We start from the raw sequence: 26,186 nt of genomic DNA on the forward strand, positions 1-26,186 counted from the left end.
CTATAGATGGCTATGTCCTGGTGGAAATTCGACCAGTGACAAAATCAGTCTATTTCAAAACTGATTCAAAATGAAATAAAAATTTCATTTGGTTGATATGTGAAAAAATTGTTCTATTATTTCTAACGTTGAAATTGAAAACATTTTCAATCGACCGATTAAACCACCTTCAAGAAGAGACCACGGACCGGTTTCTATACTTGAGGCGAACAATGGCTCACTCACACACAACCAAGGAGGACGTGTGCCTGATCTTCTGTCTAAAAAGCGCGAGTTAAACCAATCTGGGCGCTATCAGCACATCACACCTGAATCTGCCGGCTGGAAATATGTCGGCTTTGAAGCGTATTCCTTGTCAGAAGGGGATACACACACCTTCGATGCAGGAAGTGATACAGAACTGTGTTTGGTGTTTTTAGCGGGTAAAGCGGATGCGACCTTGGCGGGACAACCGCTTGGCGTGATTGGTGAGCGCCTTGACCCTTTTGAAAGAACAAAACCTTATTCGTTGTATGTTACTGCGGGAGACTCCGCGACAATTACGGCTGTGACGGGAATGGATCTTGCGGTGTGCTCTGCACCAGGGCGAGGAACGTACCCTTCACGTTTGATCGGACCTGATGATGTGGGCGCGGAAGCGCGTGGCCATGGGAACAATCAGCGGTATGTGCACAACATTCTGCCTGATGACAAAGAAGCTGACAGCTTATTGGTTGTTGAAGTGTATACCGATGAAGGATGCACGAGTTCCTATCCTAGCCATAAGCATGATCGTGATGCACCGCCAGAAGAAACCCAGCTGGAAGAAACCTACTATCACAGGTTAAACCCGCCTCAAGGTTTTTGTATTCAAAGGGTTTATACCGATGATGGTGATCTTGATGAGTGCATGGCAGCGTATGATAAAGACGTGGTCATGGTACCCAAAGGCTACCATCCAGTTGCCACCATGGCAGGTTACGACAGCTACTACCTCAACGTCATGGCGGGCCCGGTTCGCAAATGGTTGTTCACGTGGGAAGAAGATCATGCTTGGATAAATTCTCCCGTTTACGAAGAAAAGCATTCACGTTAGGTGCTTGACGTTGTCTCTCAATGACAGTCAGTACACCCATCTTTATAAAAACTTGGAAAGCATAAGGAGTTGCCATGTTTAATATCGCGTTGTTCGGATGTGGGCGAATAGGAAAAGTGCATGCGGTCAATATTGCTGCAAACCCTCAAACTCAGATTCGTGCGGTGATTGACCCTTATCAAGAAGGTGCGATGCAACTCGCGGCGCAATACGGTGCTGATGTCATGACTGTGGATGAAGCCATGTCAGATCCTGATATTCATGCGGTTTGTATTTGTTCAGCGACAGACACACATGCAGATCTTATTGAATTGGCGGCGAAAGCGGGAAAAGCCATTTTCTGTGAAAAGCCGATAGATTTAAGCCTTGCACGAGTGAAGGCCTGTTTAGAGGTGGTCGATGCGAGTGGCGTACCTTTCTTGGTGGGCTTTAACCGCCGCTATGACCCACAATTTCGCACACTGAAAGATTTGTTTGAAAGCGGCGCTATCGGCAAAGCAGAAACCTTGGTGATTACCTCTCGCGATCCGTCGCCACCCCCCGTCGATTATGTGAAAGTGTCTGGCGGTATTTTCCGTGATATGTCTGTTCATGACCTCGACATGGCTCGCTTTATTATGGGGGAGGACCCTGTGTCAGTTTCGGCGAATGGAGCATGTTTGGTTGACCCAGAGATTGGTGAAGCGGGGGACATCGACAGTGCTGTGATCGTGCTGCACTTCCCGTCCGGTGCAATGGCAAACATCATCAACAGCCGCCGTTCGGGCTATGGCTATGATCAGCGCATCGAACTGCATGGCAGTAAAGGCATGCTAAAAGCCGGCAACGTGCGCGAGCATTTGGTTGAGCATTGGGGCGAAGAAGATTGCAGCAGCGCAAAGCCTCAGTACTTCTTCCTTGAGCGTTATGAGAAAGCTTACATCGCAGAGTGGCAGCACTTTGTTGATGTGTTGGACGGCAAAGTCGAACCACAATGCTCAGGCTACGATGGCGAGCAAGCGTTGGTGTTGGCGGAGGCTGCACTTGAATCGTTGAACGCGCAAAATACGGTGAAACTCGGCTAAAGCAAACGCCTTAGCAAATAAACCTAAAACAGCCTATCGAAACCAAGAGGATGCCATTCTCACAATTGCATCCTCTTTTTCTATCTCCCGCTTTTAATATGTGGTCATATATACAGTGTTTTTAGGTCGGCATTAATTACTTTTTCAAGGGAAACACGATGGAACGTTGTAGCTGGGCGAATGTAAGCGAGCTTGATCAGGTTTATCACGACACGGAATGGGGCGTACCTGTTCATGATGATAGAGAATTGTTTGAGATGCTGATTTTAGAAGGTGCACAAGCGGGCCTGAGTTGGACAACCATATTGAAAAAGCGTGAAGGATACCGAGAGGCCTTTGATCATTTTGATATTGAAACCGTGGCTGCTTATGACGACGAAAAAATTGCAGAACTGCTGACGAACCCTGCCATTGTGAGAAACAAACTTAAGGTGAATGGCACCGTGACGAATGCTAACTTGGTGTTAGACATTCAAAAAGAATTTGGCAGTTTTGATGCTTACGTTTGGTCGTTTGTTGACGGAAACCCCATCATCAATCATTGGGAAAGTATGTCGGACGTACCTGCCACCACGGCAGAGTCTGATGCGATGAGTAAGGCGATGAAAAAGCGGGGTTTTAAGTTCGTCGGCAGCACCATTTGTTACGCGTATATGCAGGCCACAGGCATGGTAAATGACCACATGACATCTTGTTTCCGTTACGGTGTTGATGTCGGAAAATAACATCGCCTGAAGAGGCATGGTAATGGAAATGCGAAAAGCGGGAATTCTCCCGCTTTTTTGTTTTATGCCTTCTTGTTAATTCTTACGACTGCATAAACAACCAACAACATGCCCAGTCCATGCCAGATCGTGAAGGCTTCATCGAGCAGAGTGATGGCAAAAAGGGCGGTGATCGCCGGGCCAACATTGCTGGTTAAGCTCAATACTGACGGTGTTAAACGTGCCATTGCTGCTGCGACAAAGTACGACGGCAGTACGGTGCAGAAAAATCCGAGAGCGACACCCAAGACAATCAATTCATCAGACATGTTGCTGAACTGCGTACCTTGCCATTGATGTTGGACCATGATGACAACGCCGGCACTGCCCATACCAATACTGGTAAAAAGCTGCGCACCTATGTTGCTGATCACTTTTTTACTCAGTACCAGATATATCGCGAATATCAATGCTGCCCCAACTGCCATCGCGCTTCCTATCCACACTTGCGAGCCAAAAGAGCTAAAGTCGTGCAAAACGATCATGGCCACGCCAGCATAGCCAAGGCCGATGGAAACAAAGGTGCCTTGGCGCGGTGGTTCTTTCAGGAATACCCAACTGATGATCACGACAAAAGAGGGAAACAAAAACAGCAACAGGCGTTCAAGCTGTGCAGATATAAACTCCAACGCCGTGATGTTTAATAGAGAAGCGAAGTAATATCCAAGGATGCCGACAAGCACGGCTTGCAATCCAAACTGTCGCACTTTGCTGCGCTCTTCTGGGACGCGGCATAGCCAGATTAGTATCGCGAGATAGAGTGGAAGGGAAGAGACAGCACGAAGGCTCATGATGTCGGTTACATCGCCACCTGCCGCATAAGCAAGTTTGATAAGAATAGGCTTAAGGGAAAAAAGCACGGTGCCAATCAACGCGAAGATAATGCCTTGGCGGTAATCGGCGTTGGGCTGTGCGGCGGCGGATGTATCATTCATTTTTTCACGTCCTTGCTTGTTGTTGGGAAAGAAAACAAGGCTGTGAGAAATGGTATCCGGCTGCATTACTCACAGCCGGAAAAGAGCATAGCTACCGACTGGTGGGCATAAGGAGGAGAAGCCAGAGTAATAGCGATGAAGTAAACATAAGTGCTCTTTTTTTGTTTGGTGGTTTTTTATACTAACCCAACTGAAACTAAAGCATCTTTTACATTGGTGCAACCTTTAACTCAAACAGCGTTTCATTTGGTGGTGTTAGTGTCGCTACCCGTTGAGGTGCGCTAAGTCAACGGTCTATCGGTCGAGTGCAGGATGAGCAACCTTCAACCTCTGCAGCGTAACACGCGATTGGTTCGTGTTTTACAACGACGCGCGTAAACGATCGCTGTTGCTGGTTGGGTTGATAGCCCTTATTTTTGAGGGTGTCATGGTTGCGAAGGCGATGTGTGGCGTATTATTGGCGCTACGTTGCTTTGCAATATGACGTCTTCCTGCTTTTTTACCCATTTCATAGCCGATATCGAGCTTGGATTTCTTCATGGTGAAGCGACCAATTGCAAAGTTTTTAGGTGGCGCAATGACACGGATTTTGCAATCGACGGGTGGGTTTTTGATGAAGCTGAGCGATTGATTGTAGCGTTCGGCTCGCTGGCGCATTGCATCCGCGATGTTGGGGTATTTCTTTAGAAGGTGATCCATCAATCCCGGCATTTTCATTGGCGACATGGTGAAATCGGCAGGGTGAGAGAGAACCACGGTAATATCTCGCGCATCACGGCGATACGCTTCAGCAACAGGAATAGAATCTGCCACACCACCATCAGTGTAACAGCCGCCAGAGAAACAAGGCGTTTGGCGATACGCGATGGGCAGCGCCGATGTTGCTTCAATGACATCGGTGATGTTGTCTTCGTTGACCCAATAATAGTCAGCTAACCCGGTATCAACATTGGTGACGGTGGCGAGCAGAGGCACGGCATTAAAAAAGGTTTTTCTATCAAGTGGAAACCGCGAGTGGGACTCATCCCACAGCCATTGCACGTCAATTAAATTACCTCCCCGTAAAAAACGCGTCGGGTTGAAAAAGCGTGAGTCTGTAGCGAGCTCAGTGATCACGTGATAGCTACGTTTTTGTTGCCCAGCCAGATACCCTAAAAGATTTGATGCGCCAGCAGACACACCCACTGCAAAATCATAAGGTTTGTAGTTGTTATCTAAGAACGCATCCAAAACACCGCTGGCAAAAATGCCACGCATTGCCCCGCCTTCTACCACTAATGCTCGTTGACCTGCCATTGCTACATCCTCCTATTCACCAATCAGCACAGATTACGCGTGCCTCAGTGTGAGGAGAAATCGCTCTTTACTATCGTTCTGATAGTTTTTACTTATCAATGGTCAGAGGAGTGTTTTTTGTGGCCAAGCAACTTGTTTTAGTTACATTTTTTGGCACTTCACAAAAATGAAGGGAGGCTGTCTACGCATCGATTGGTAGGTTTCTGGTGATAGCATTTTGATTTTTTCACCGACGATACCTTCAGACACATGAGAAATCAGCATGCCACTTTGAGTGACAGCACCTAATAGCTCGGCTAATGAACGGCGGAAGAAGTGAACTTCCACGGGTTCGCCAACCGTGTTCCACAAATCGATCACGGATTCTCGTTGGAAGTAATCACCGCTGGTGGAGTAGTCAAAATCAGAGAATGGATGATGGGTGGAAAATACCATATACCCACCTGACTTCAGCACGCGATACGCATCATTAAAGAGAGATGTGAGGTCTTCAATGTAATGAAGCATGAGTGGACAAATGATGACATCTTTGCTGTCCGATGCCTCTTGAGGTACACCTTGAGAGAGGTCTTGCGCATAAGCAGTGACGCGGTCTGAAAACTTGCGTGAGACAATATCAATCATCGCCTGTGAGGCGTCAATACAGGTCACCTCTGCTGCGCCTGAATCCAAGAGAAACTGCGCGTACACCCCTGAACCACATCCTAAATCCAATACGTTTTTACCGGTGAGGTTGTCGAGCATTGCTTGCAAGTTTGGACGTTCGAAATGTGCGTTGTAGAGGTTATCTTGAACAGCAAGATCATATTGTTCCGCATGTGTTGAATACATTTCCGATTTCATGAAGGTATCTCTGTAATGCGCGAAAACACGGGGTGATTTAAAAAAGGGGCTTGTTCCTATTTTGCCAGCATTCATAGGGCAAAGAATACGAATTTTTGGCGCTGATAGCGTAATATTGGAGATGAGAGAATAAAAAAGAGTGCTAATTTTTTAGTGTGGCTAAGCGCATATGAAAACTGCCCTCCACACAAGGTGGAGGGAGAGACAATTATGGCGTTTGGCGAACCAAGGTATCGCTATCAGTATGCGAGAATGGTTTTCCGTAAATGTCCAACTTCACCGTTTCGGAATAGGTGAGTTTATTGCCGTCAATTTTAATGTTCATGGTGAAGTCTTTCGTTGATGCTTTTTCAGACATGAAGTTCGATTGTGCAATGCCTTCACCGGAGGCAACGAGGGTCATTTCATTCCCAGCTTTCCCTTCTGCGACGACACAGGTGCCGCGAGGTACACAGAACGAGTTATATACCGTTTGGTTTTTGTGGTCATAAATCAAATAACCACGTTGATCATGAAACTTAGTGTCATCTAATTGTCTGAATACTTCTTGCTTGTAATAAATGGCTGCGAGGTATTGCTCGCTTGCATTTGTTGCGTCAGCGGCAACTTCAAACGTCATCACTTCATAGAGAGGTGTGGCAGCGGGAGCACCTTCACCTTGCGCTGTGTTTGCTTGTGCTGGGGACACATCAACGCCGCCTGGGTTGTCGCTCTTCCATGTACCAACAAGCTGCGCCAGTGGACCAAAATTGATGCCATCAATCACGTCTTTGTTTGTCGTTGTCTCGCTCTCTGCAAACGCAGTCAAAGTAGTACTACATGCAATAGAAAACACTGCAGCTTGTAAGATTTTATTGCTCATTAATTGCTTCCTCTTTTATATGTTTATTCCTTGATTTCTACGCTGGATATTCAATCGTAATGCGGTGATCCCAATAAAGACTTGTAGTATCCAGCCGCAACAATCCTATGGAAGAAGCGTCAAATAAAGTAGTCAATGAAAAGCGAATATCCAAAGATTATTCAGGCTGCAACAAGGTGGGGGAAATGATAATGAACACTGAAAGTTAGAGAATGAGATTGAGTTTGAGACTATACATTTTTCTCAACGAAACATGAGAGGTTGTGCCCAAAAATACAGTGTTTTATAGCATGGTAACCATGCCTGAATTCAATATGCAAATAAGCGAGTATTTGGGGTGTTGTTATACAACGTTGCAATTTTGAAAAGTCGCAAACTCTTGATTTGTTGTTTGTAGACCTGCACAAGTGCGTGATTCTCTGTGTTTAATTTTCAGCAGAGAGAAAAATGTATGGGTATTTCTGTGTATATTTTTAGTATGAAAATTTAGGCAATATTTATCTTTAATATCACAATAATTAGACATGTTCGTGCGATGCTTTCGCATACAGTGAAAGGGTGACTTTGCACAGTTAATGCGGCGAGGTTTCTCTTTGCTGAGCGAGGGATTTGATTAGCAATTGTGAATTGAACGATGTCAGTGGGTTAGACACAGGACGGTCTTAGCATCTGTTTGATGATTTATTTCTGATGATAAACATGGAGCGATGCGATGAGCGATTTTAACGAGAGAATTGCAGGTGTCTGGGCGGCATTAGGCAGTTTTTTTAGGCAAGTCGTCATTTTTTTTGAGCGAATCATTAATGCCATTTTCCCCCCGGAAGAGATTCCGGATTCCCCTATATTGATTCAGGAGCCTCCTTCTCCTCGAGACTCAACGTTAGATCTTGAATCTATCGGTAACTCTTCGCAAGAGGCAACAGCGGCTTGGAAAGCAGATAAAACGCGGGTTAGGGCCATTGCCAAAGAAAACCAATTGAAGATCGAACAAGCACTAGGCACACGAGACGAGCTAGGAAACCTCGTGCCAGATTCAAAGCTGACTCTGGGCTTTAATGTGGTGCTTGGTCGAGGGTATTTTCCTATTCTTGGTGATTTGATTATCCCTGTTGGATCGGGTTTTTTCCGTGGGCAAGGGTCTTACGTACGACGAAAATCATTGAGTTCAGCGTTGCGCGGCGTTGCAAAACATCCGACGGCGCTTTGCCCAATTGGTGGGGCGGATAAAAATGGTCTTCTCACCCAGTGTGGCTCTACATTTTTGGCGGATTTTGCGGTTAGTGGCTGCTTAAAAGACAAAGGGGATGGTGGTAACGGCATAATCTTGGGACACACGCCGCCGCAGCCTTCAGTGTCAACATCTGCACAGCCCAATACTACTCAATACTGGGGAGGGCAGCCCAATCGATTTCCTCAAAAGCGTTTTACTTTTCCGTTGGTATGGTCAGGCCTAACGACATTTAAGTTAAACAATGGGCAGGGGGATACAGAAATTACGGTACCTGCAAGGGGGGCTTACAATACACCGAAAGAGGTGTTGTTGGACGACAAGGTCGATATTCCGCTGGTACGTTGGGTGAGGGCGTTTGCTGCCAATGGTAAAGAAGTGGCGCGTTATGCCAATGTCGGTTCAAAACTCGGTGGAGGCAATGTCGGAATTGATGCTGATGATAGGCAAACCACGGGAAAACCTAAGACAAGTGGTGAAACCCGTGTGTACCATAAGCCGATTGGGAAAAATGACACAAAAACGACAGTGGTTGTACCTGGTGGTTTACCCGCGAATACCGCAAAGGTCGAAGTCTCGTTCTATAACTTGGTGACACACTACTCCTTGGTGTCACAAATGACGCCTTATCTCCCTGGTAACTACTACACCACGGCGCGTGCATCCTATAACGAGTTTATGAACATCGTCGTAGAGCGTATGCCTTGGAATGGCTTTGTCGGCATTGATGGTGCTTACAATACGTTGACGAACCTGATGGCGCGCGAAAACGGGTTGGATGGTTGGTTCTTTCCTGGCGGTTATGAAGATTACATGCACAACGCATTTGTGAGTTGTGCGGCGGTGAATAATGGCGGCTGGTCGCTTTATGCCTCTGAAGCAGTGTTTGCTAGCAATAATGTGAGAGATACGAACGGATGGCCAAATGCCGCAGGCGTGCTCGAAGTTCACTTGAAATCCTCATACACTGCGTCATCAAATGATTTTGGCAACTTTGATACCTATGGCAGTCGGGGGGGATCGATTTACATGGGGGCATCGTCGAATTCTATGCAGACAGGAAGCATGGAAGATCATTTTGATTCGAACAATGTTGATCCTTTCGGTAACTCCTCAGAGAGAGAAGAAAGTGATTGGAACCCTTTGCGATGGACTAGCCTCGTTGTATTTGCAGCAGATGCGCGACGAAATGATTTCGTCGTTACGAGTACGCCAACAGATGCCAGACGAGTCACCTATTGTAAAGCAAGATTAACGCAAGAAACGCCAGTTTCGAATAATCCTGACAGCAATGTGTACTCAGCATTAAGCACGAATCATTACTGTCACCCTCGGCCAGATAATTTTGGCTCATTGGTTGAGGTCCGCCCGCCATCTATAGCCCATCTCCACTTAGCTCCTTACGATGAGAACGAACGTGCTGCTGGTGATATTCAAAGTATCCCCGGTGGGGTAGGAGAGATTCAAGGCCTGTTTTCTGGTTTGCGTTCTTACCTCTTCCGACCTTGGTTTTATGGCATCACGCCATTGGCGAACCAACAATCTCTCAGTTGGAAGGTGGCGTTCAGTGCACGACATACCAAGCTCGCAGGTAACGCAAAAGAAGTGAGTTTGTCTGCGGATGCGTTGGGCATTGCAGGGCAGCATAAAATCAATAATTTGTACTTTGGCACTATCGCCCAAAATTTTAAAGGTCGGAAAATTGCTGCGGGTTCGGTGTATACCATCTCTGCCATGGTGGATTTCTTTGAGCGGAAAGAGTTTGACGATATCGATATGAATTTATTGAATGTGTCTGCAAATTACCTTGATGATGAAATTAAAAAAACAGTGGGTACACCTGCGCCCACGTTGCCCACCAGTTTACTGATGATGCCACCAAGGGTTAAATTATGGAAAAACGCTTCAGGAGATAAAAAATTCAGTGTGGAAATTCCATTACTGAATACAAGTGATAAGGACTTGGCTTATCCGAATGCTGCAAATCTTATGCATTATTTCAAAATCAAAATTGAAACGGCCAGTGCAGACACTTCATTACAGTAGTCGGTTGTGATTGACGGGTTAAACCCATAAAACGCACTGAGTATGTGCCATAAAAAACAGCCACAATAGCGTGGCTGTTTTTTTAATTAATTTGCTGTGTGTAGATGTCGGCTTACTTATAGCGACCTGCTGTAATGAACTCGTTAAAGCTTTCGCACCACACAATCACGGTGTTGAATTGAGAAGGGTCAATGCCTTCAGGGACCTTAACGATAAAGTTCTCAAATGTTTTCACATCGCCGACTTGTGCCATTTTACTTTTTAAATCTTTAAAGTTGGTCTCTGTTTCGACAAATTCTGGGGAAAGGTACAACTTGTAGTCTGGCCCTGGTGCGAGCTCTCCCATGAATGTAATCATATCTGGACCAATGGCAACACTGCCTTCACCCCAATGAAATGTATCACTGTCTTTCAGATCTTTGCGGAACTCTGCGGTGTAATTCGCGTTGGCAGACACTGAGGCGATCTCTGCCGTTGATGGGCCTTCAGGGGCAATTAATATAGGCAGGGCATAGATACCGACGGCAAAGCCAACAGCCACAGCAGTAACGTGGGAAATGACGAGAGCAATAGCTTGTCGCGTAGTCATAAATGAAAGCCTCCGATGGATAGGGGTGTCACACCTGAACTATGTGAATCAACATCTTTGTGCTGATTAGATACAGTGATTATGTGTAATAGGGTGGGATAAAGAAACCGTCGCCCTTGTTTCTTTCGTGAGATGTGAAGGTGACAACACTTACCATTATGCGCATGCTTGCGCTTACATTATTGTCTGCACTAAATATCTGGTCTTTATTTGTATAAAAATAAGAATATTACCCCTGTTAAAACTACGACAATGTTCTGAATCGTACGGCTGCTCATTCTGGTTTGTCACTTTTTATTTATATTTTCCAACAAAGAACATTGTTCGTACCACTACAAGAACACCTTTCTCTTTTATACATCCTAAACATGGGTGCGTAAGTGCGTTGTGTGAGAATGGTGTGCGCTTTTTTATAAAGATTACGCTCAAGTTAAATATGTTTTACAAGGTGTCAAATCTTAGAAGGTGTGCCTATTTGGTTGGAATGAAATCATGTTGCATAAATAGCACTTGTTGTTGATGTTACTGCTCTCTATGGTCGTAAATAGACTTTTAATCAAAGGGATAGGTATGTCTAATATAAACAATGAAAGAAGAACGTTTTTAAAAAATGGCCGTGGATTGCTTTTCACCTCTGTTGCGATCTCATCGCTTCCTATGTCATTCCTTCTTTCAGGTTGTAACAGCCCGTTTTATCACATTACGTATGAAAACTGGGCGCAGGATATCAACGTCGGTGGCGTATTGGCGGCGAAGGTGACATCAAGAGAAGATCTCGAATCAGTGGCAAAATGGGCGCTCGACAATGGGCATTTCATTAAAGCCTTTGGTTCGATGCATAACTGGTCGCCGTTGATCCTTTCTGAAGATGAACCCAAAGACAAAGCCTTGCTGCTTGATATGTCGCAGTTCAATCATCTTGAAATGGTAGAGTCTCATGCGGACTATGGCATTGTGAAAGCGGGGTGCGGTGTGCAAGCAGAAGACTTGTATTCGTTCCTTGAAAATCAACCCGGTGGCCAACCAGACATTCCCGGCTATGCGTTTTCTAACACCCCTGCACCGGGTAATCTTTCTCTTGCTGGCATGCTTTCAATTGGTGGTCACGGCACAAAGGTGAGTTATAACGGCTCTCAAGAGAATGAAACGTTGAATGGCAGTATCAGTAACAATGTATTGTCGGTGACGGCCTTGGTATGGAATGGCAGCAAATATGCTTTGAGAACCTTTTCTCGCGATGAAGAGGACGGCGATCTCTTCTTGGCAGCCCTCGGCTCAACCATCATTCTTGAAGCCACGTTGTATGTCCTGCCGAATTATAACCTTCGCTGTCAGAGCTTCACGGATGTTCATTACGCTGAACTTTTCGCATCGACAGCAGACGAAACACCGTTGTCCATATCAAAAATCTTGGATTCGGCAGGGCGTATGGAGGTTATTTGGTTTCCTTTTAGCCAGAAGCCATGGTTAAAAGTATGGAGCAATGAACCGCAAAAACCGGCGTCTTCGCGAGCGGTGTCAGGTGCATACAATTATGCGTTTAGCGACAATATTCCTCTGTTCATTTCTAACATCATCAAAGGCATTTTGGTGGCGAAGCCTAAGTTAGTGCCAGCCTTTGGTATTTTACAGTCCGTCACGACAACCCTTGCATTGAAGGGCGGTGCGAATCGAGCGAATTTGTACAATCAAGTCGTGAGTAATACGTCGTCGAGAAGCTTAACCCGTGATGGTGTTAGCAATGAAACGATCACTGAAGAAGAATTCGAGGCTTTCCTTCCTTACATTGAAGCGGTTGAATCCACGCAACCTGACAACACAAATGCCCGCAGTTTGTTTGCGCAAAACTACGACATTTGGGGGCCAGCTTGGAAGACCTTGGTGTATGTTCGCGAAACAACCTTGCGTGTAACAGCGAATGGCTACGCCGTGCACCTCAATCGTGCGGATGTTCAGCCTTTCTTGCACGATTTCGCCAATGTGTATTTACGTCTTCAATCAGAATATGCAGGAAGGGGTCAATTCCCTATCGCAGGGCCGATGGAAATCAGGGTGACGGGCGTGGATAAAACAGAAGGGCTCAACCTTTCAAATGCAAATCCGCCTGCGCTTTCGGCAACCACCGACACGCAAGATCCGAACTTGGATGCTGTGGTGTGGTTAGATTTGCTGACGTTTGCGGACATGCCGTGGGCAGGGGAGTTTTATCAAGAAATTGAGGAGTGGCTCTACCAACAACTGCCTGCGCATCAAGTCCGGGTTGAATGGTCAAAAGGTTGGGGATATAACGGTGCGGGTGCATGGAAAAATGAAGATTTTATTGCGAATACGGTGCCGACAACCTTTAGCACTGCAACACGCCCTTATGAAGAGACGGCGGCGCGACTGCGACAGTATGATCCGCATTACTTGTTTGCCTCAAGTTTGATAAGAAAGCTGGTGCCATAAGCTACTCGATAGCAACGTTGAAACGAAAAAGGGCGAAACACACGTTTCGTCCTTTTTCATTTAGCTCGCGCGTGACTGAGCGAGAAAGTCAGTTAGCTTGCGTCAGCTACTTTGACGACCAACTTACCGAAGTTCTTGCCGTCTAACAGACCCATAAACGCTTCTGGCGCATTGTCGAGACCATCAATCATTTGTTCTTTGTATTGCATCTTTCCTTGTGCCAACCACTGTGACATGTCCGCAGCAAATTCATTGTAGCGGTGTGCGTAATCATCAAAGATGATGAAACCTTGCATCTTGATGCGCTTAATCAACAACGTCGCCATCAGCATGCCCATGCGGTCAGGCCCAGCAGGCAACTCGGTTGCGTTGTATTGAGAAATCATGCCACATACTGGAATGCGTGCGCCGGTATTCAGCAACGGGAGCACGGCATCAAACACTTTTCCGCCAACATTTTCGTAGTAAACATCAATGCCTTTATCACACGCCGCTGCTAGTTGTTGGGCGAAATCATCAGCCTTGTGGTCTATACACACGTCGAAACCCAATGTTTCAACGGCATAACGACATTTCTCTTCGCCGCCGGCAATGCCGACAACGTTACAGCCTTTCAATTTGCCGATTTGACCCACAGTTGCACCTACTGGGCCTGTGGCTGCAGCGACGACAAGGGTCTCTCCCTCTTTAGGTTGGCCGATATCCAGTAAGCCCATGTACGCAGTGAAGCCAGGCATGCCCATGATGCCAAGTGCAAACGAAGGGTGAGACGGTGATTGCCCCAGTTTTAGAAGCCCTTCGCCGTCAGACACGGCATAAGATTGCCAACCTGAAAATGATAATACCCATTCGCCTTTTTCAAACTCGGGATGTTGAGAGTCTTCCACCTGACACACGGTCGCGCCCACCATGACGTCATCAATTGCGGTAGGTTCGGCATACGATTTCGCATCACTCATGCGGCCACGCATGTATGGATCAAGAGAGAGGTAGATGGTTTTCAGTAGCACCTCGCCTTGGCCAATGGCTGGGATATCAACATTTTCTAAGCGGAAGTTATCGGCAACAGGTGCACCCACTGGGCGAGAGGCAAGTACGATGCGTGCGTTTTCTGACGGTGCTGACATAAAGCAATATCCTTTTTATTCTGATAGTGAACGGCCATTAGACCGGTCGTCTAGTGCTTGATTAAAAAAATCCGCCACATGACATGGCGGCTTTTAGAGTGAATGCATCACTCGCGTATACCTAAACAACGTGAAGGTGCCAGATTCAGCGAGCATCTTCAGGTTGTTTGGGTATATGTCGGTTTAAAAGACGGTGTCGCCTTTTAATAAATGTTTTGTTGATAACAATGCTTGCGACATGCCATCTGTGTTTTGGCTGAGTTTGCTCATAAGGCTTGCACCAATCCACAAATAGTAAAGTTGATTGGCGGCAACATGACTGTCTTTGACCTGAATGGAGCCGTCCTCCATGCCTTCTTCTATGCACCGAGCAATCAGTGCAATGATGCGGCTTGCACCGTCGAGTAAAGATAAGCGCATGGCATCAGAAAGATCTGACACTTCACCGCTGAGTTTAACAACTAAGCAACGCTGGTTACTGCACGTGCCATCGTTTACTTCAATCCATTTTTGCCAGTAGTGAATGAGTTTTTCATAGCCATTCATGCCTGACTCACTGAACATTGCATTAAGACGTTGCTGGTAATTGGCGAAATACTCGGTGATCAATGCTTCACCAAATTGCTCTTTGGATTTGAAGTAATGATAAAACGAGCCTTTCGGCACACCGGCGTGCGTAAGCAATTGGGACAGGCCTACACGGGTAAAGCCTTTCTCAACGATCAATTGGTAGCCCACATCTAAAATGTGTTGGCGAGTAGGTTGCGCTTCTGTATTCATGGCGTGCATCTTAAGATCAATTAGACCAGTCGTCTAGTCAAAAGCATTTGTCTGTTATTTGCCTTGTGATCACATCTTCGCGTATTTCATTAATGAAATGTTTATTTCATTGGTTGCGCGATAAACGTTTCGATCTTACTATTAAATGAAATAAACGTTTCGTTATGATTTTCTGTATTTCGATGCGTTTCATTCCAACCCTTCTTCACACCAACAACACAGTCGGACAGGAGTCATACATGACGACGCGGGAAAGAACACTGGATGTTATCTGCCTTGGGCGCGTAGCGGTCGACCTCTATGGAGAACAAGTCGGCGCAAGGCTTGAAGATATGCGAACGTTCGCAAAATACTTAGGCGGCTCATCCGGCAATGTGGCACATGGAACGGCGCGACAAGGGCTCAAGTCCGGCATGCTTGCGCGTGTCGGTGATGAACACATGGGACGTTTTGTTCGTGAAGAACTGGAACGTGTCGGTGTCGATACCAGTCATATCATCACGGACAAAGAACGTCTGACGGCATTGGTGTTACTCGGCATCAAAGACAAAGATACTTTCCCGCTGATTTTCTTTCGCGAAAACTGCGCTGACCAAGCAATCACGCCCGAAGACATCAGCGAAGAATACATCGCATCCGCGAAATGTTTAGCCATCACAGGCACGCACCTTTCAAATCCAAGTTCTCGCCAAGCGGTGATCACCGCGCTTAATTACGCGCGTAAACATGGTGTACGCACTGCATTGGATGTGGATTTTCGTCCTGTGCTTTGGGGCTTAACCTCTTTGGGTGACGGTGAAACTCGGTTCATTGCATCTGATGATGTCACTAACCAGTTGCAGGAAGTGCTGGGCTTGTTCGATTTGATTGTGGGCACGGAAGAAGAGTTTCACATCGCTGGGGGTACTGAAGATTCCATCGGTGCGTTGAAAAAAGTGCGCGAGTTTACGGATGCCACCTTGGTGTGTAAACGGGGCCCATTGGGTTGCAGCGTATTTACACACGAAATTGGCACTCAATTGGATGATGGCATCACGGTGAAAGGCGTGCGTGTCGAAGTGCTTAATGTGCTGGGGGCGGGTGACGCCTTTATGTCTGGTTTACTGCGTGGCTACTTGAATGACGAATCGTGGGAGCAAAGCTGTCGCTACGCCAATGCGTGTGGTGCTTTGGTCGTGTCGCGTCATGGTTGTTCTCCTGCGATGCCAACCAAAGAAGAGCTTGATAACTATTTGCTGCGCGAGCATGAAGTGCCCCGTCCTGATCGCGACGTGATGTTGAACCACCTTCACCGTGTCACTACCCGTGAAAAAGCGTGGCCAGAACTGTGTGTGTTGGCGTTTGATCACCGTTCACAGTTTGTTGAAATGGCGCTCAGTGCAGGGATTGATGTGGCACACATTCCGCATTTGAAATCACTCATTTGGCAGGCAGTACAAGAAGTCACGGCAGAAAGTGGGCTGACCGGTAAAGCGGGTATTTTGTGTGATTCTACCTTTGGTATGGATGTGCTGAATGACGCGACAGGGTATGGCGATTCCGTGGCAGAGCGCTATTGGGTTGGCCGACCTATCGAGCTACCTGGGTCGCGTCCGCTGCGCCTCGAAAATGGCAATATCGGCACGCAATTGGCGAACTGGCCAAGAGAGCAAGTGGTGAAATGTTTAATGTTTTACCATCCTGATGATGAGCGTGAGCTTCAACTTGATCAGGAAGAAACCTTGCAAGAGGTGTACAACGCTTGCTGTGAAAGCACCAATGAATTGCTGATTGAAATCATTCTCCCTAAAGATGCGCCCGTCGGCTCAGCCCGCGAAGCAGATGCCATGTATCAACGCGTGATGGAGCGCTTGTATAACCTTGGCATTAAACCCGATTGGTGGAAGTTGCCGCCACTCACTGCGAAAGGTTGGAAAGACGTCGATACCTTGATCGAGCAGCGTGATTCGCACTGCCGTGGTGTTGTGCTGTTGGGGTTAGATCAACCAGCAGAACAGCTTAAAGCGGGTTTCTCTGCGGCATCGCAGTCTCGTACTGTTCGAGGTTTCGCAGTGGGACGCACTATCTTTGGCGAACCGAGCCGACAATGGATGCGTGGCGAGTTAACGGGAGAGCAGTTCGTGAATGCCGTGAAACGAAACTACATTGATTTGATTGATACATGGCGTCAACGTTAATGGTGATGGTTACTTTTTATTGCGCCAGATCGGCAATCGCAGAGACGAGGAGACAGACATGGCAGTTCAATTAGGCATCAACCCACTGACATGGACAAATGATGATCTTCCCTCACTAGGGGCAGAAACGCCCCTTGATGTATGTTTAACGGAAGGAAAATTAGCAGGATTCACGGGGTTCGAATTGGGCAACAAATTCCCAAGAACGCCGGAAATACTAGGCCCTATTCTGCGTAAGCATGAATTGGCGTTGGTATCCGGCTGGTATTCAGGAGAGCTACTCAGCCGATCGGTTGAGCAGGAAATCGACGCGGTGCAATCTCACCTTCATTTGCTCAAAACGTTGGGCGCAACTGTCATGGTGTTTGCAGAAGTGACAGGATGTGTGCATGGCAACCTCAATATGCCCGTTGAGCGTCGGCCTCGTTTTCCTGAGAATCGTTGGCAAGAATACGGCGAAAAACTGACCGAGTTTGCAAAGTACACCCAATCACAGGGTGTTCAAATTGCTTATCATCATCACATGGGCACAGTGATTGAAAGCGAAGCAGATATTGACAGATTAATGGATGTGACGGGCGAGGAAGTCGGACTACTGCTCGATACTGGTCATCTTCATTTTGCGGGGGGTGATCCGATAGCCGTCGCGAAACGTCATGCTTCACGCATCAATCATGTGCATTGCAAAGACATTCGACAACCTATTCTCGATGATGCTCACAATCGCCGACTCAGCTTTTTGGATGCAGTTCTCAATGGTGTCTTCACTGTACCTGGTGATGGGTGCATCGATTATTCGGGGGTGATGCAGGTGTTGAAAGACAACGAATATGAAGGTTGGTTGGTGGTAGAAGCAGAGCAAGATCCTGCGATAGCGCACCCGCTGACGTATGCGAAGAAAGGGCATAAAAATCTTGAAGCTTACGCAAGAGAAGCAGGATTGCTCTAGACAAATCAGATCGGCACTGCGGAATAAAAGAGGCAGTGTTGATAAAGGAAAATGAAAATTAAATGACCCAGCATGAGGCTCAATACAGGGAGACCCAAGACATGGAAACGGTTCATAATTATATTAATGGCAGCATTGCCGAAAGTCAGACCACCCGCTTTGGTGCGGTGTTTAACCCCGCGACAGGCAAGCAAACCAAACAAGTCGCACTGAGTAGCGCCCAAGAAACGGAACAGGCCATTGCAGCAGCACAAGCCGCTTTTCCTGCATGGGCGAAAACACCGTCACTTCGCCGTGCACGCGTCATGTTTAAATTCAAAGCCCTGCTTGAAAAGCATCAAGATACGCTGGCGCGTTTGATCAGCAATGAACACGGCAAAGTGTATTCAGATGCGGTGGGAGAACTGACACGCGGTTTAGAAGTGGTTGAGTTTGCCTGTGGCATTCCTCACCTGCAAAAAGGGGAAAGTTCTGCAAACGTGGGTTCTGGCGTTGATAGCCATTCCTTGATGCAGCCGTTAGGTGTTTGCGCTGGGATCACGCCGTTTAACTTTCCCGCTATGGTGCCTATGTGGATGTTCCCGATTGCCATTGCAACGGGAAACACCTTTGTGTTGAAACCGTCTGAGAAAGATCCCTCATTGGGTTTGGTGCTGGGAGCGCTTTTGAAAGAAGCAGGCTTACCTGACGGTGTGTTTAATGTCGTGAACGGTGACAAGGAAGCCGTAGATGTATTGCTTACCGACTCTCGTGTGCAAGCGGTCAGTTTTGTGGGTTCAACGCCAATTGCAGAATACATTTATGCGACGGCGTCTGCGCACGGCAAGCGTTGCCAAGCATTAGGTGGTGCGAAAAACCACTGTATTCTCATGCCGGATGCAGACATGGACATGGCCTCTGGCGCCATCATGGGGGCAGGGTTTGGCGCAGCAGGTGAGCGCTGCATGGCGCTGTCTGTCGTGGTTGCTGTGGGTGATGAAACCGCAGATACCTTGGTGGCTTCACTGTCTGATAGCATCGCTAAAATGCGTGTTGGCCCAGGTATTGTTGATGGGCCTGAAAACGACATGGGACCAGTTATTTCTGCGCAACACAAAGATAAAATCCTTGGTTATATCAATGCCGGTGAAGCGCAGGGCGCTAAGCTGGTGGTTGATGGTCGTGCTTGTCAGGTTGAAGGACATGACGACGGCTTCTACGTTGGCCCAACCTTGTTTGATGATGTCACACCTGACATGAGTATCTATCAAGAAGAGATCTTTGGTCCCGTGTTGTCTGTGGTTCGTGTACCTGATTACCAAACGGCACTCGAACTCATCAATAGTCATGAATATGGGAACGGTTCAGCGATCTTTACACGAGATGGCGAAACCGCGCGCCAGTTCAGTGAAGATGTGTTGGCAGGTATGGTGGGTGTGAATGTGCCGATTCCTGTTCCAATGGCGTTCCACAGCTTTGGTGGTTGGAAGCGTTCTATCTTTGGCCCATTGAATGTCCACGGCAATGACGGTGTGCGCTTTTATACCCGCATGAAAACCGTTACCACGCGTTGGCCTGCCAGTGTGCGTTTGGAAAAGCACGACAGTCACTTCACCATGCCCACCATGGGTTAACGTTTGATTAAACGATAAAAAGGCCGCTGTTGCGGCCTTTTCGTTGTTTATTGGGCAAAAGCGGGTTGCCAGTTACTTACTTATACAACTTCACATGCGCTTCCATTTCTTCCCCAATCTGTTTACGCATGTTCATTAGGCGAATGGCAGACTGTTCCAATTCTATATCTTCGTCTGTCTCTGGTATCCATTTAGGAATAGATGTGGGTTTGCCACCTTCATCTACCGCGACCATGATGACAATACAATGAGTCGTCAGTCGATTTTTCAGTTCCTTGGGATCACTGGCTTGCACATCAATGGCAATGTGCATGGAGGAGTTGCCGGTATAAATTACTTTGGCGCTGACTTCGACGAGATTGCCGACATGAATCGGTGCAACAAAACGAATACCGCCTGCATAGGCAGTAATACAGTACTTGCCACTCCATCCTGCAGCGCATGCATAGGCTGCAAGGTCAATCCATTTCATGGCGGCACCACCGTGCACCTTTCCGCCAAAATTCACGTCACTGGGCTCTGCCAGAAAGCGTAATGTTATATTCCTTTGTTGTGCACTCATTGTCGTTATCCTTACTGCATGAATTACTTTAGTTATAACAAAGAATGAGTGAGACAAGTAGGGAATAGTCGGCGTTACTGGCTCTTAGAAAGGAATTCATGAGTTTGTTAAGGCTGCTTATGAATATCCTGTATGATGGCGGCGTTTTCATTCTTCCATCCAGCAAGCCATGTTGTGGCGTGGTTGGATACTCATAAAGATGCACTATGCCTGTTACTGATTCGCTGAACCACACCATTGTTGATGATTTCGTTGCACCTGTTTGCGAGGGTTTCATCTCGCTGCTTTATCAAGATGACGATATCTTATTGATCGACAAACCCAGTGGGCTGTTTAGCCTTTCCGGTAAAAACCCGCTGAATTGGGATTCGGTGCATCATCGCTTGGTTCATGGGCAAGACGGACGGACGCCCGCCTTTCCTGAGGCTAAACTTCCTCACCGCTTAGATTTTGGCACATCAGGCATCATGGTCGCGGCATTGCACGCCGAGTCAGCAAAACACCTTAATAAACAATTCCAAGACAGAGCCGTTCAGAAGCAATACATGGCGATGTTGGAAGGTTGGGTTTCCGATGATCACGGCCAGATCACCGCAGCCATTGCGAAAGACAAAACTCTGTTCCCGCGCGTGAAATTATGTGCCGAAACAGGCAAGCCTTCGATGAGTGACTATGAGGTTATTGCGCGTTATCCCAACCCGAAACGCTCACTCGTAAAATACACGCCAATAACAGGGCGAACGCACCAACTGAGAATACATAGCTTGTCGATGGGGCATCCTATTTTAGGGTGTGATTTGTACAGTAGTGATACCAGTGAGAGTTTGGCCTCCCGATTGCAGTTACATGCGAGTGATGTGTTCTTTGTGCATCCCATGACGGGAGAAAAAGTACACGGACAGAGTGAGTGCCCATTTGCCTAATGCGTCGTACGCTCTGATTTTTTAGTGTCAGACTTTCTTTGAGTTAGCGCTTTCAGTGTTGTGGTGACCCGGTTCATTTTTTCTTGAACAGCGGTTAGCATGCGATAAAATCGGCAATTCCCCTCAGAACCATAGACTTTGTAATATTGGTCCTCTTCTTTAATCGCTTGTGTTTTTGATTCATGTGGAAATGGGCGTTTACCGGCTTCTCGCATCATGGCGTTTGGCTGATTGATGTCTGTTTTTAATGTCATGAGTGTTCCCCTCAATAAAAACGTTCGTTGTCGGGTCGTCCAACGCATTGTGTTTTGTGATGCCGTTTAAAGAACGAGATACCTCTGTCGTGGTTTTCTTTGAGAATACTGGATAATGAAATTTCATCAATGAAACGAAATGTTAAGGTCTTTTCATGAATGAAATGGATGGAAAAAACGCAGATTGGAACGATTTACAACTCTTTCTTGCCGTTGCGCGAGAAGGCGGGCTTTCCGCTGCAGCGAAGGCCAGCCAGAAAAGTGCCGCGACACTTGGCAGAAGAATGCATGCATTGGAACGTGCAATTGGCCGAGAGCTTTTTGTTAGACATGACAAAGGGTATGAACTTCTTGCGGAGGGACGTTCGTTGTTGGCTGCATTGACGGATGTTGAATCCAAGATCCTCCAACTAACGACGCCACCGGTTCAGGGAGAAAGACCGCTGGTGAAGATTTCAGCGGGCACTTGGACCACCTTGTTTTTGATCCAACACCTAGACCAAATACCCGACTCTCTGTCTGATGTGCGATTGCGCTTTGTGTCTACCGAGAAAGTGCTCGATATTTCTCACCGTGAGGTGGTCATTGGCATTCGAAACCATAGGCCGACAGAGCCTTCTCTCGCTTGTAGGAAGTTGACGCGTGTTGAATTCGCTCCCTATGCCACTGAAACAGCGGAAACGCGCTGGATAAAAGTACTTGCAGATATACCTTCCGCAAATTGGCTAGATCGTTTTGTGGGAACAGACGCAGTATGTGAAGTCAATGTCCCTCGGAATAGCCTAGACTTGGCACTCGCAGGCAAAGGTATTGCGCTACTTCCCACGTTTATTGGTGATGCTTACCCTCAGCTGAAACGAATGGGCGGACAAATAGAAGAGTTGGGGCATGACCGTTGGATGGTGACACATCAAGATGATCGTCATTTACCGGAAGTGAGGAGCGTGATTGATAAGTTGTGTAATGTGTTGGGGTGAAAAGCCTGCTAAGCAGGCTTTTAATGCGCCTTTTTAGGTGTTACGCACCCAGTGTGGAAGACAGTGCTTGCTGCAATTCAGCATTAGTTGCGTCACGTGAAATCGTGAAGGAACGGTACATGTCACCACGTCCTATTGTGCGGTCAATTTCCGCTAGGCAATGAATTCGATCGCCATCCAACACAAAGGAAAGCTCAATTTCCTTTTTACTAAAAAATCCGCTGTTCTGGAATTCTAATTCTTGGTAACACCCTGAGTGTGAAGAGAAGCCGTTACCGTTCAATTGACCTTGTTCAACGTCAGCTTTCACCATGCGGTAGCCTTCACTTTCTAGCAAACTGATCACGCGCTGTATTGCAGGTAACGGACGAATTTCCAGATAATCTCTGTCCGTTGGGTCGATTGCGAAATCAATGTTGAGTGACGTTTCTATCCACACTTTTGATTGATTGTCGTTAGCTGAAACTGCGGTGATAGGCGTTTCGACATGCAATGGCATTTCGAAAGGTGTCGATATTTCTTCGCCCGGTTGAACCACAAAGGGTTCAACGGCTTGCATCGAGCCCAAAACGAAGTTCTGATAACTTACGCTGTCGTCAGATTCTACTTTTACTTCGGTGCACAGTTTGAGTGATATGGCATCGATTTGTTGCTCAATGTCACCACCTTTGATGTGAATTGTCCCCGTTAGCATGGCGCCTTGGTAGACCGATTCGTTGTCCAAAACGGTATCGACTTTGGCTGCGCCAATACCTAAAGAGGCTTTTAGTTTTTTGAACATGGTTGTCCTTTATTATTTGTGGCAATTTTCTTTGCTCATCTCTTATTTACACAAACCTGCCAATGTAGACAAGCGACAATAATGATCATTCCCTGCATTCCCAATTCGTTGATAAGCAATAACTCACGAAGGAAATGAGCGTCACCTTATGTTGACTTAGATGCAGTATTGGATAACGAGATTGAACATTGAAGGCGATGTTGTGCTGGGAGACATCGACCCACAAACTCGCTGAGGGTCGTGAACAATTTAAGCGACTTGCAGTGGCGACCCGCTATGAAAACGGAACATGTCATCCGGTGTTTGGATAAGCATTGCTTCTTTTTCGCCGATCAGTGTGATGCGATCTTGAATGTCTCCGCCCGCAATGGCGGCAGCCAAGGTGAGGTAATCCTGATAGTGGCGCGCTTCTGAACGTAGCAGTGAGATATAGAACTTCTGCAGTTCCGCATCAAGGTAGGGGGCAATCTTTGCAAAGCGTTCGCAAGAACGCGCTTCAATGTAAGCGCCGACAATCAATTTATCGATCAATGTGGCAGGTTCATGCGTTCGCACGGCTGACATCATCCCGCGCGCATAGCGGCCTGCATGCAGAGGCGAGTAGGGCATGTCACGTTTTTCCATGATCTCGATGACTTGCTCAAAATGATGGAACTCTTCTTTAATCAAGCGAACCATTTTATCGATAAGATCTTGGCTGTGCTCAAACCCGGCTTTGGGCGTTAATGGTGCGCTCAAGCCATTTTTCTTCGCGTGAAAAACACCCTCTCGTTGACGTTTGTACACGAAATCTTCGTAAGGTTTTGCCCACTCTAAAAGCAATGAACCACTGTCTTTGTCGATGCCGTATTTGCGAATTAACCACATTGCGGTTTGCGCGGCTTTCAACTCACAGTTTGCATGATCGCGCAGCAGGATGGTTTCATTCTCAGGTTTAATGGCTTCATCTATCCATGCTTGCGGTGTTTCACAGTGAAGAAATCCGCGAACGGGCTCTAAGAGTTGTTCTAATTCTTGGCTAAGTTGCATCGACATTTCTGTTCTTTTTTAGGGTGTTGAGGGCATCGATTATACAAGCAGCGAGAGTTGAGAGAAACTCTCCTGACATGTTCTGTCAGTAGCTGGCAGTAAGCTTCTTTCAACCCCACATGAAAGGAGAAAACACCATGGATAACATCGTTGAAACGGTTCGCTTTAAATTGAAAGAAGGCACGGACGTTCAAACATTCCTTGCTGCGGCAGAAGGTACGTTGCCTTACATCAGTGGCTGCGAAGGGTTTGTTTATCGCTCATTGAGTTTGAATGAAGAGACACAAGAGTGGACGGACATTGTGTATTGGACCAACCTCGCTAATGCGCAAGCGGCATCAAACAACTTCATGCAAGATGCTGGTGCGCAAAAAATGGTGTCACATATTGATGGCGCTACACTTGTTATGGCGCATGAGTCCGTCAAAATGAGTGCCATGGGTGAGTGTATAGAGTCGGCTTAACAGGAAGTTAAATGAGTAAATCGGAGCGTTTGTTTGAGTTGTTGACCCTGTTGCGTTCTAAACGTTACGCGGTGACAGCCAAGGCGATGGCAGAAGAGCTAGGCGTCAGTGAACGCACGATTTACCGTGATGTCCAATCTCTGCTGCTTTCAGGTGTGCCCATTGAAGGTGAGGCAGGGGTTGGCTATCGATTAGGGAAAGGTTCCCATTTACCTCCGCTCATGTTCACTGAAGAAGAAATGCTCGCTATGGAACTGGGTATGAGAATGGTGAGGGCTTGGTCAGACAGGCAATTGGCGGCAGCTTCTCATTCAGCATCGCGAAAAATACATTCCATCTTACCAGAGCACATTCGCGCCCAAATTGAAACGTTCCCCATTGAAGTGCCAGCATTTCATGTCGGCAGTGAAAATGCTGATCGCAATGAATTATTGCGGGAGGCAACGGCGCAGTTTAAGAAAATCCAAATTCATTATGAAACGGGTGAAGGCATTGTGTCTGATAGGGTGGTGCAACCGCTCGGGCAAGTTTATTGGGGAAAGGTATGGACCTTGGTGGCGTGGTGCGAACTCAGGAATGACTACCGAAGCTTTCGCATCGATCGCATCCTGCGTGTTGATTCGTTAGCGGATACGTTTACTACACACAAAGAGAAATCGTTTCAGCATTACTTGGCAGCAAGCTATGGCTGCGAGAAATAACTTTATTGCGTAAGGTAAACCATTTCAAAAATCACTCCGTAATGACTCTTCGCTGATCAGCTAAATCGAGCAAACGCTCTCAACCTTTAATATATGGAATAGGAGAAATCATATGATTTCTACGAAGGTAGTGCCGTCTCTAAAATCAGCAATATTCTCTATGTTTGTCGTTTTTACGGTTGCTGCATGCAGCAGTCAGGCTAAACACCATGAGGCGATGAACGAGAAACCGAAACAAAACATCGTTGAAATAGCTGCAGGAAATCCAGATTTCAGTACGCTAGTCGCTGCAGTGAAAGCGGCTGGCCTTGTCGAAACGCTTCAAGGGAAAGGGCCATTTACCGTCTTCGCCCCGACGAACGAAGCATTTGCAAAGTTACCAGCAGGGACAGTAGAAAGCCTTTTACAACCAGAAAACAAAGATCAGCTTGTCGCGATTCTTACGTATCACGTAGTGCCAGGCAAAGTGATGGCAAAAGACGTGGTCGATCTGACAGAGGCAACGACCGCGCAAGGCAGTATTATCTCTATCGATACGACGAACGGCGTGAAAGTCGATAACGCCAATGTGGTCGCGACAGACATCGAAGCATCAAACGGCGTTATTCACGTGATTGATAGTGTCATTATTCCGAATTAAAGCGACGCTGACTCACCCGAAAGTTAATCGGGTGCAACGGGATTAAAGAACAAAAAAGC

At 46.9% G+C, this 26,186-nt stretch carries 24 protein-coding genes; 13 read left to right on the forward strand and 11 right to left on the reverse strand.

Annotated elements, in window-relative coordinates; genetic code table 11:
• Positions 1-244 precede the first annotated feature (244 nt).
• From iolB to BCT27_RS20280, 3 genes are all read left to right on the forward strand, one after another.
• A complete protein-coding gene (gene iolB / locus BCT27_RS20270) occupies positions 245-1,075 on the forward strand; it encodes a 5-deoxy-glucuronate isomerase (RefSeq protein ID WP_102396594.1) in 831 nt (276 codons plus the stop codon).
• Positions 1,076-1,149: 74 nt separating this feature from the next.
• On the forward strand, positions 1,150-2,139 hold the full coding sequence (gene iolG, locus BCT27_RS20275) for an inositol 2-dehydrogenase (protein ID WP_102396595.1): 990 nt from the start codon (positions 1,150-1,152) through the stop codon (positions 2,137-2,139).
• 158 nt (positions 2,140-2,297) lie between these two features.
• A complete protein-coding gene (locus BCT27_RS20280; protein WP_102390940.1) occupies positions 2,298-2,864 on the forward strand; it encodes a DNA-3-methyladenine glycosylase I in 567 nt (188 codons plus the stop codon).
• A gap of 62 nt (positions 2,865-2,926) precedes the next feature.
• On the opposite strand, the gene BCT27_RS20285 is transcribed toward BCT27_RS20280, so the two are convergent.
• The 4 genes from BCT27_RS20285 to BCT27_RS20300 form a co-directional block, all read right to left on the reverse strand.
• A complete protein-coding gene (locus BCT27_RS20285) occupies positions 2,927-3,838 on the reverse strand; it encodes a DMT family transporter (RefSeq protein ID WP_198597598.1) in 912 nt (303 codons plus the stop codon).
• Positions 3,839-4,198: 360 nt separating this feature from the next.
• Positions 4,199-5,134: a patatin-like phospholipase family protein gene (locus BCT27_RS20290; protein ID WP_102396597.1), complete on the reverse strand. Its 936-nt coding sequence runs from the start codon at positions 5,132-5,134 to the stop codon at positions 4,199-4,201.
• Between the two features lie 141 nt (positions 5,135-5,275).
• Positions 5,276-5,977: a class I SAM-dependent DNA methyltransferase gene (locus tag BCT27_RS20295; protein WP_198597599.1), complete on the reverse strand. Its 702-nt coding sequence runs from the start codon at positions 5,975-5,977 to the stop codon at positions 5,276-5,278.
• 208 nt (positions 5,978-6,185) lie between these two features.
• Positions 6,186-6,839 (reverse strand): heme-binding beta-barrel domain-containing protein, encoded by a 654-nt coding sequence (locus BCT27_RS20300; RefSeq protein WP_102317143.1) that lies wholly within the window; start codon positions 6,837-6,839, stop codon positions 6,186-6,188.
• Between the two features lie 712 nt (positions 6,840-7,551).
• On the opposite strand from BCT27_RS20300, the gene BCT27_RS20305 reads away from it, so the two are divergent.
• Positions 7,552-10,113 carry a hypothetical protein gene (locus tag BCT27_RS20305; RefSeq protein WP_102390943.1) on the forward strand — a complete coding sequence of 854 codons (2,562 nt, stop codon included), beginning with the start codon at positions 7,552-7,554 and terminating at the stop codon, positions 10,111-10,113.
• Between the two features lie 112 nt (positions 10,114-10,225).
• Here the strand turns inward: BCT27_RS20305 and BCT27_RS20310 are convergent, their stop codons facing one another.
• The gene (locus tag BCT27_RS20310; protein ID WP_102317141.1) at positions 10,226-10,702 is read right to left on the reverse strand and encodes a DM13 domain-containing protein; all 477 of its coding nucleotides are present in this window, start codon (positions 10,700-10,702) and stop codon (positions 10,226-10,228) included.
• A 570-nt stretch (positions 10,703-11,272) separates the two neighbouring features.
• Between BCT27_RS20310 and BCT27_RS25910 the strand changes: the two genes are divergently transcribed.
• Complete coding sequence (locus BCT27_RS25910) at positions 11,273-13,150, forward strand: cholesterol oxidase substrate-binding domain-containing protein (RefSeq protein WP_241908610.1); 1,878 nt, start codon at positions 11,273-11,275, stop codon at positions 13,148-13,150.
• A gap of 92 nt (positions 13,151-13,242) precedes the next feature.
• On the opposite strand, the gene BCT27_RS20320 is transcribed toward BCT27_RS25910, so the two are convergent.
• Positions 13,243-14,277, reverse strand: a complete 1,035-nt coding sequence (locus tag BCT27_RS20320; protein WP_102396598.1) for an NADP-dependent oxidoreductase — start codon at positions 14,275-14,277, stop codon at positions 13,243-13,245.
• A 183-nt stretch (positions 14,278-14,460) separates the two neighbouring features.
• Positions 14,461-15,057, reverse strand: coding sequence for a TetR/AcrR family transcriptional regulator (locus BCT27_RS20325; protein ID WP_102396857.1), 597 nt, complete (start codon positions 15,055-15,057; stop codon positions 14,461-14,463).
• 239 nt (positions 15,058-15,296) lie between these two features.
• On the opposite strand from BCT27_RS20325, the gene BCT27_RS20330 reads away from it, so the two are divergent.
• The 3 genes from BCT27_RS20330 (at position 15,297) to BCT27_RS20340 (ending at position 19,796) form a co-directional block, all read left to right on the forward strand.
• Positions 15,297-17,234 carry a bifunctional 5-dehydro-2-deoxygluconokinase/5-dehydro-2-deoxyphosphogluconate aldolase gene (locus BCT27_RS20330; RefSeq protein ID WP_102390945.1) on the forward strand — a complete coding sequence of 646 codons (1,938 nt, stop codon included), beginning with the start codon at positions 15,297-15,299 and terminating at the stop codon, positions 17,232-17,234.
• Positions 17,235-17,292: 58 nt separating this feature from the next.
• Positions 17,293-18,183 (forward strand): myo-inosose-2 dehydratase, encoded by an 891-nt coding sequence (iolE, locus tag BCT27_RS20335; RefSeq protein ID WP_102317138.1) that lies wholly within the window; start codon positions 17,293-17,295, stop codon positions 18,181-18,183.
• Between the two features lie 101 nt (positions 18,184-18,284).
• Positions 18,285-19,796, forward strand: a complete 1,512-nt coding sequence (locus BCT27_RS20340) for a CoA-acylating methylmalonate-semialdehyde dehydrogenase (RefSeq protein WP_102396599.1) — start codon at positions 18,285-18,287, stop codon at positions 19,794-19,796.
• A 76-nt stretch (positions 19,797-19,872) separates the two neighbouring features.
• Here the strand turns inward: BCT27_RS20340 and BCT27_RS20345 are convergent, their stop codons facing one another.
• The gene (locus tag BCT27_RS20345; protein ID WP_102396600.1) at positions 19,873-20,358 is read right to left on the reverse strand and encodes an acyl-CoA thioesterase; all 486 of its coding nucleotides are present in this window, start codon (positions 20,356-20,358) and stop codon (positions 19,873-19,875) included.
• 206 nt (positions 20,359-20,564) lie between these two features.
• Here BCT27_RS20345 and BCT27_RS20350 point away from each other — a divergent pair, with 206 nt between their 5' ends.
• Entirely contained in the window at positions 20,565-21,281 is a 717-nt protein-coding gene (locus BCT27_RS20350; RefSeq protein WP_102390948.1) for an RluA family pseudouridine synthase, read from the forward strand.
• Here BCT27_RS20350 and BCT27_RS20355 read toward each other — a convergent pair.
• Positions 21,278-21,535 carry a hypothetical protein gene (locus BCT27_RS20355; RefSeq protein WP_102317134.1) on the reverse strand — a complete coding sequence of 86 codons (258 nt, stop codon included), beginning with the start codon at positions 21,533-21,535 and terminating at the stop codon, positions 21,278-21,280. The two genes, BCT27_RS20350 and BCT27_RS20355, sit on opposite strands and share 4 nt — an antisense overlap.
• A 155-nt stretch (positions 21,536-21,690) precedes the next feature.
• Between BCT27_RS20355 and BCT27_RS20360 the strand changes: the two genes are divergently transcribed.
• Positions 21,691-22,512, forward strand: coding sequence for a LysR family transcriptional regulator (locus tag BCT27_RS20360; protein WP_241908611.1), 822 nt, complete (start codon positions 21,691-21,693; stop codon positions 22,510-22,512).
• A gap of 40 nt (positions 22,513-22,552) precedes the next feature.
• On the opposite strand, the gene BCT27_RS20365 is transcribed toward BCT27_RS20360, so the two are convergent.
• Complete coding sequence (locus tag BCT27_RS20365) at positions 22,553-23,293, reverse strand: sporulation protein (RefSeq protein ID WP_102396601.1); 741 nt, start codon at positions 23,291-23,293, stop codon at positions 22,553-22,555.
• Positions 23,294-23,542: 249 nt separating this feature from the next.
• Positions 23,543-24,322, reverse strand: coding sequence for a tRNA isopentenyl-2-thiomethyl-A-37 hydroxylase MiaE (gene miaE / locus BCT27_RS20370; RefSeq protein WP_102317132.1), 780 nt, complete (start codon positions 24,320-24,322; stop codon positions 23,543-23,545).
• Positions 24,323-24,459: 137 nt separating this feature from the next.
• Here miaE and BCT27_RS20375 point away from each other — a divergent pair, with 137 nt between their 5' ends.
• The 3 genes from BCT27_RS20375 (at position 24,460) to BCT27_RS20385 (ending at position 26,127) form a co-directional block, all read left to right on the forward strand.
• Positions 24,460-24,786: a hypothetical protein gene (locus tag BCT27_RS20375; RefSeq protein ID WP_102396603.1), complete on the forward strand. Its 327-nt coding sequence runs from the start codon at positions 24,460-24,462 to the stop codon at positions 24,784-24,786.
• 11 nt (positions 24,787-24,797) lie between these two features.
• Positions 24,798-25,487 (forward strand): helix-turn-helix transcriptional regulator, encoded by a 690-nt coding sequence (locus BCT27_RS20380; RefSeq protein WP_102396604.1) that lies wholly within the window; start codon positions 24,798-24,800, stop codon positions 25,485-25,487.
• A gap of 112 nt (positions 25,488-25,599) precedes the next feature.
• Positions 25,600-26,127: a fasciclin domain-containing protein gene (locus tag BCT27_RS20385; protein ID WP_102396605.1), complete on the forward strand. Its 528-nt coding sequence runs from the start codon at positions 25,600-25,602 to the stop codon at positions 26,125-26,127.
• Positions 26,128-26,186 lie beyond the last annotated feature (59 nt).

The sequence above is a fragment of the Enterovibrio norvegicus genome (assembly GCF_002876705.1).
In the GTDB taxonomy this organism is placed as follows: Bacteria; Pseudomonadota; Gammaproteobacteria; order Enterobacterales; family Vibrionaceae; genus Enterovibrio; species Enterovibrio norvegicus_B.

Excerpts from the sequence above, each read along its gene's own strand:
- iolG (WP_102396595.1), top strand. The coding sequence starts at position 1,150 with ATGTTTAATATCGCGTTGTTCGGATGTGGGCGAATAGGAAAAGTGCAT.
- BCT27_RS20280 (WP_102390940.1), top strand. The coding sequence starts at position 2,298 with ATGGAACGTTGTAGCTGGGCGAATGTAAGCGAGCTTGATCAGGTTTAT.
- BCT27_RS20285 (WP_198597598.1), bottom strand. The coding sequence starts at position 3,838 with ATGAATGATACATCCGCCGCCGCACAGCCCAACGCCGATTACCGCCAA.
- BCT27_RS20290 (WP_102396597.1), bottom strand. The coding sequence starts at position 5,134 with ATGGCAGGTCAACGAGCATTAGTGGTAGAAGGCGGGGCAATGCGTGGC.
- BCT27_RS20295 (WP_198597599.1), bottom strand. The coding sequence starts at position 5,977 with ATGAAATCGGAAATGTATTCAACACATGCGGAACAATATGATCTTGCT.
- BCT27_RS20300 (WP_102317143.1), bottom strand. The coding sequence starts at position 6,839 with ATGAGCAATAAAATCTTACAAGCTGCAGTGTTTTCTATTGCATGTAGT.
- BCT27_RS20305 (WP_102390943.1), top strand. The coding sequence starts at position 7,552 with ATGAGCGATTTTAACGAGAGAATTGCAGGTGTCTGGGCGGCATTAGGC.
- BCT27_RS20310 (WP_102317141.1), bottom strand. The coding sequence starts at position 10,702 with ATGACTACGCGACAAGCTATTGCTCTCGTCATTTCCCACGTTACTGCT.
- BCT27_RS25910 (WP_241908610.1), top strand. The coding sequence starts at position 11,273 with ATGTCTAATATAAACAATGAAAGAAGAACGTTTTTAAAAAATGGCCGT.
- BCT27_RS20320 (WP_102396598.1), bottom strand. The coding sequence starts at position 14,277 with ATGTCAGCACCGTCAGAAAACGCACGCATCGTACTTGCCTCTCGCCCA.
- BCT27_RS20325 (WP_102396857.1), bottom strand. The coding sequence starts at position 15,057 with ATGAATACAGAAGCGCAACCTACTCGCCAACACATTTTAGATGTGGGC.
- BCT27_RS20330 (WP_102390945.1), top strand. The coding sequence starts at position 15,297 with ATGACGACGCGGGAAAGAACACTGGATGTTATCTGCCTTGGGCGCGTA.
- iolE (WP_102317138.1), top strand. The coding sequence starts at position 17,293 with ATGGCAGTTCAATTAGGCATCAACCCACTGACATGGACAAATGATGAT.
- BCT27_RS20340 (WP_102396599.1), top strand. The coding sequence starts at position 18,285 with ATGGAAACGGTTCATAATTATATTAATGGCAGCATTGCCGAAAGTCAG.
- BCT27_RS20345 (WP_102396600.1), bottom strand. The coding sequence starts at position 20,358 with ATGAGTGCACAACAAAGGAATATAACATTACGCTTTCTGGCAGAGCCC.
- BCT27_RS20350 (WP_102390948.1), top strand. The coding sequence starts at position 20,565 with ATGCCTGTTACTGATTCGCTGAACCACACCATTGTTGATGATTTCGTT.
- BCT27_RS20355 (WP_102317134.1), bottom strand. The coding sequence starts at position 21,535 with ATGACATTAAAAACAGACATCAATCAGCCAAACGCCATGATGCGAGAA.
- BCT27_RS20360 (WP_241908611.1), top strand. The coding sequence starts at position 21,691 with ATGAATGAAATGGATGGAAAAAACGCAGATTGGAACGATTTACAACTC.
- BCT27_RS20365 (WP_102396601.1), bottom strand. The coding sequence starts at position 23,293 with ATGTTCAAAAAACTAAAAGCCTCTTTAGGTATTGGCGCAGCCAAAGTC.
- miaE (WP_102317132.1), bottom strand. The coding sequence starts at position 24,322 with ATGCAACTTAGCCAAGAATTAGAACAACTCTTAGAGCCCGTTCGCGGA.
- BCT27_RS20375 (WP_102396603.1), top strand. The coding sequence starts at position 24,460 with ATGGATAACATCGTTGAAACGGTTCGCTTTAAATTGAAAGAAGGCACG.
- BCT27_RS20380 (WP_102396604.1), top strand. The coding sequence starts at position 24,798 with ATGAGTAAATCGGAGCGTTTGTTTGAGTTGTTGACCCTGTTGCGTTCT.
- BCT27_RS20385 (WP_102396605.1), top strand. The coding sequence starts at position 25,600 with ATGATTTCTACGAAGGTAGTGCCGTCTCTAAAATCAGCAATATTCTCT.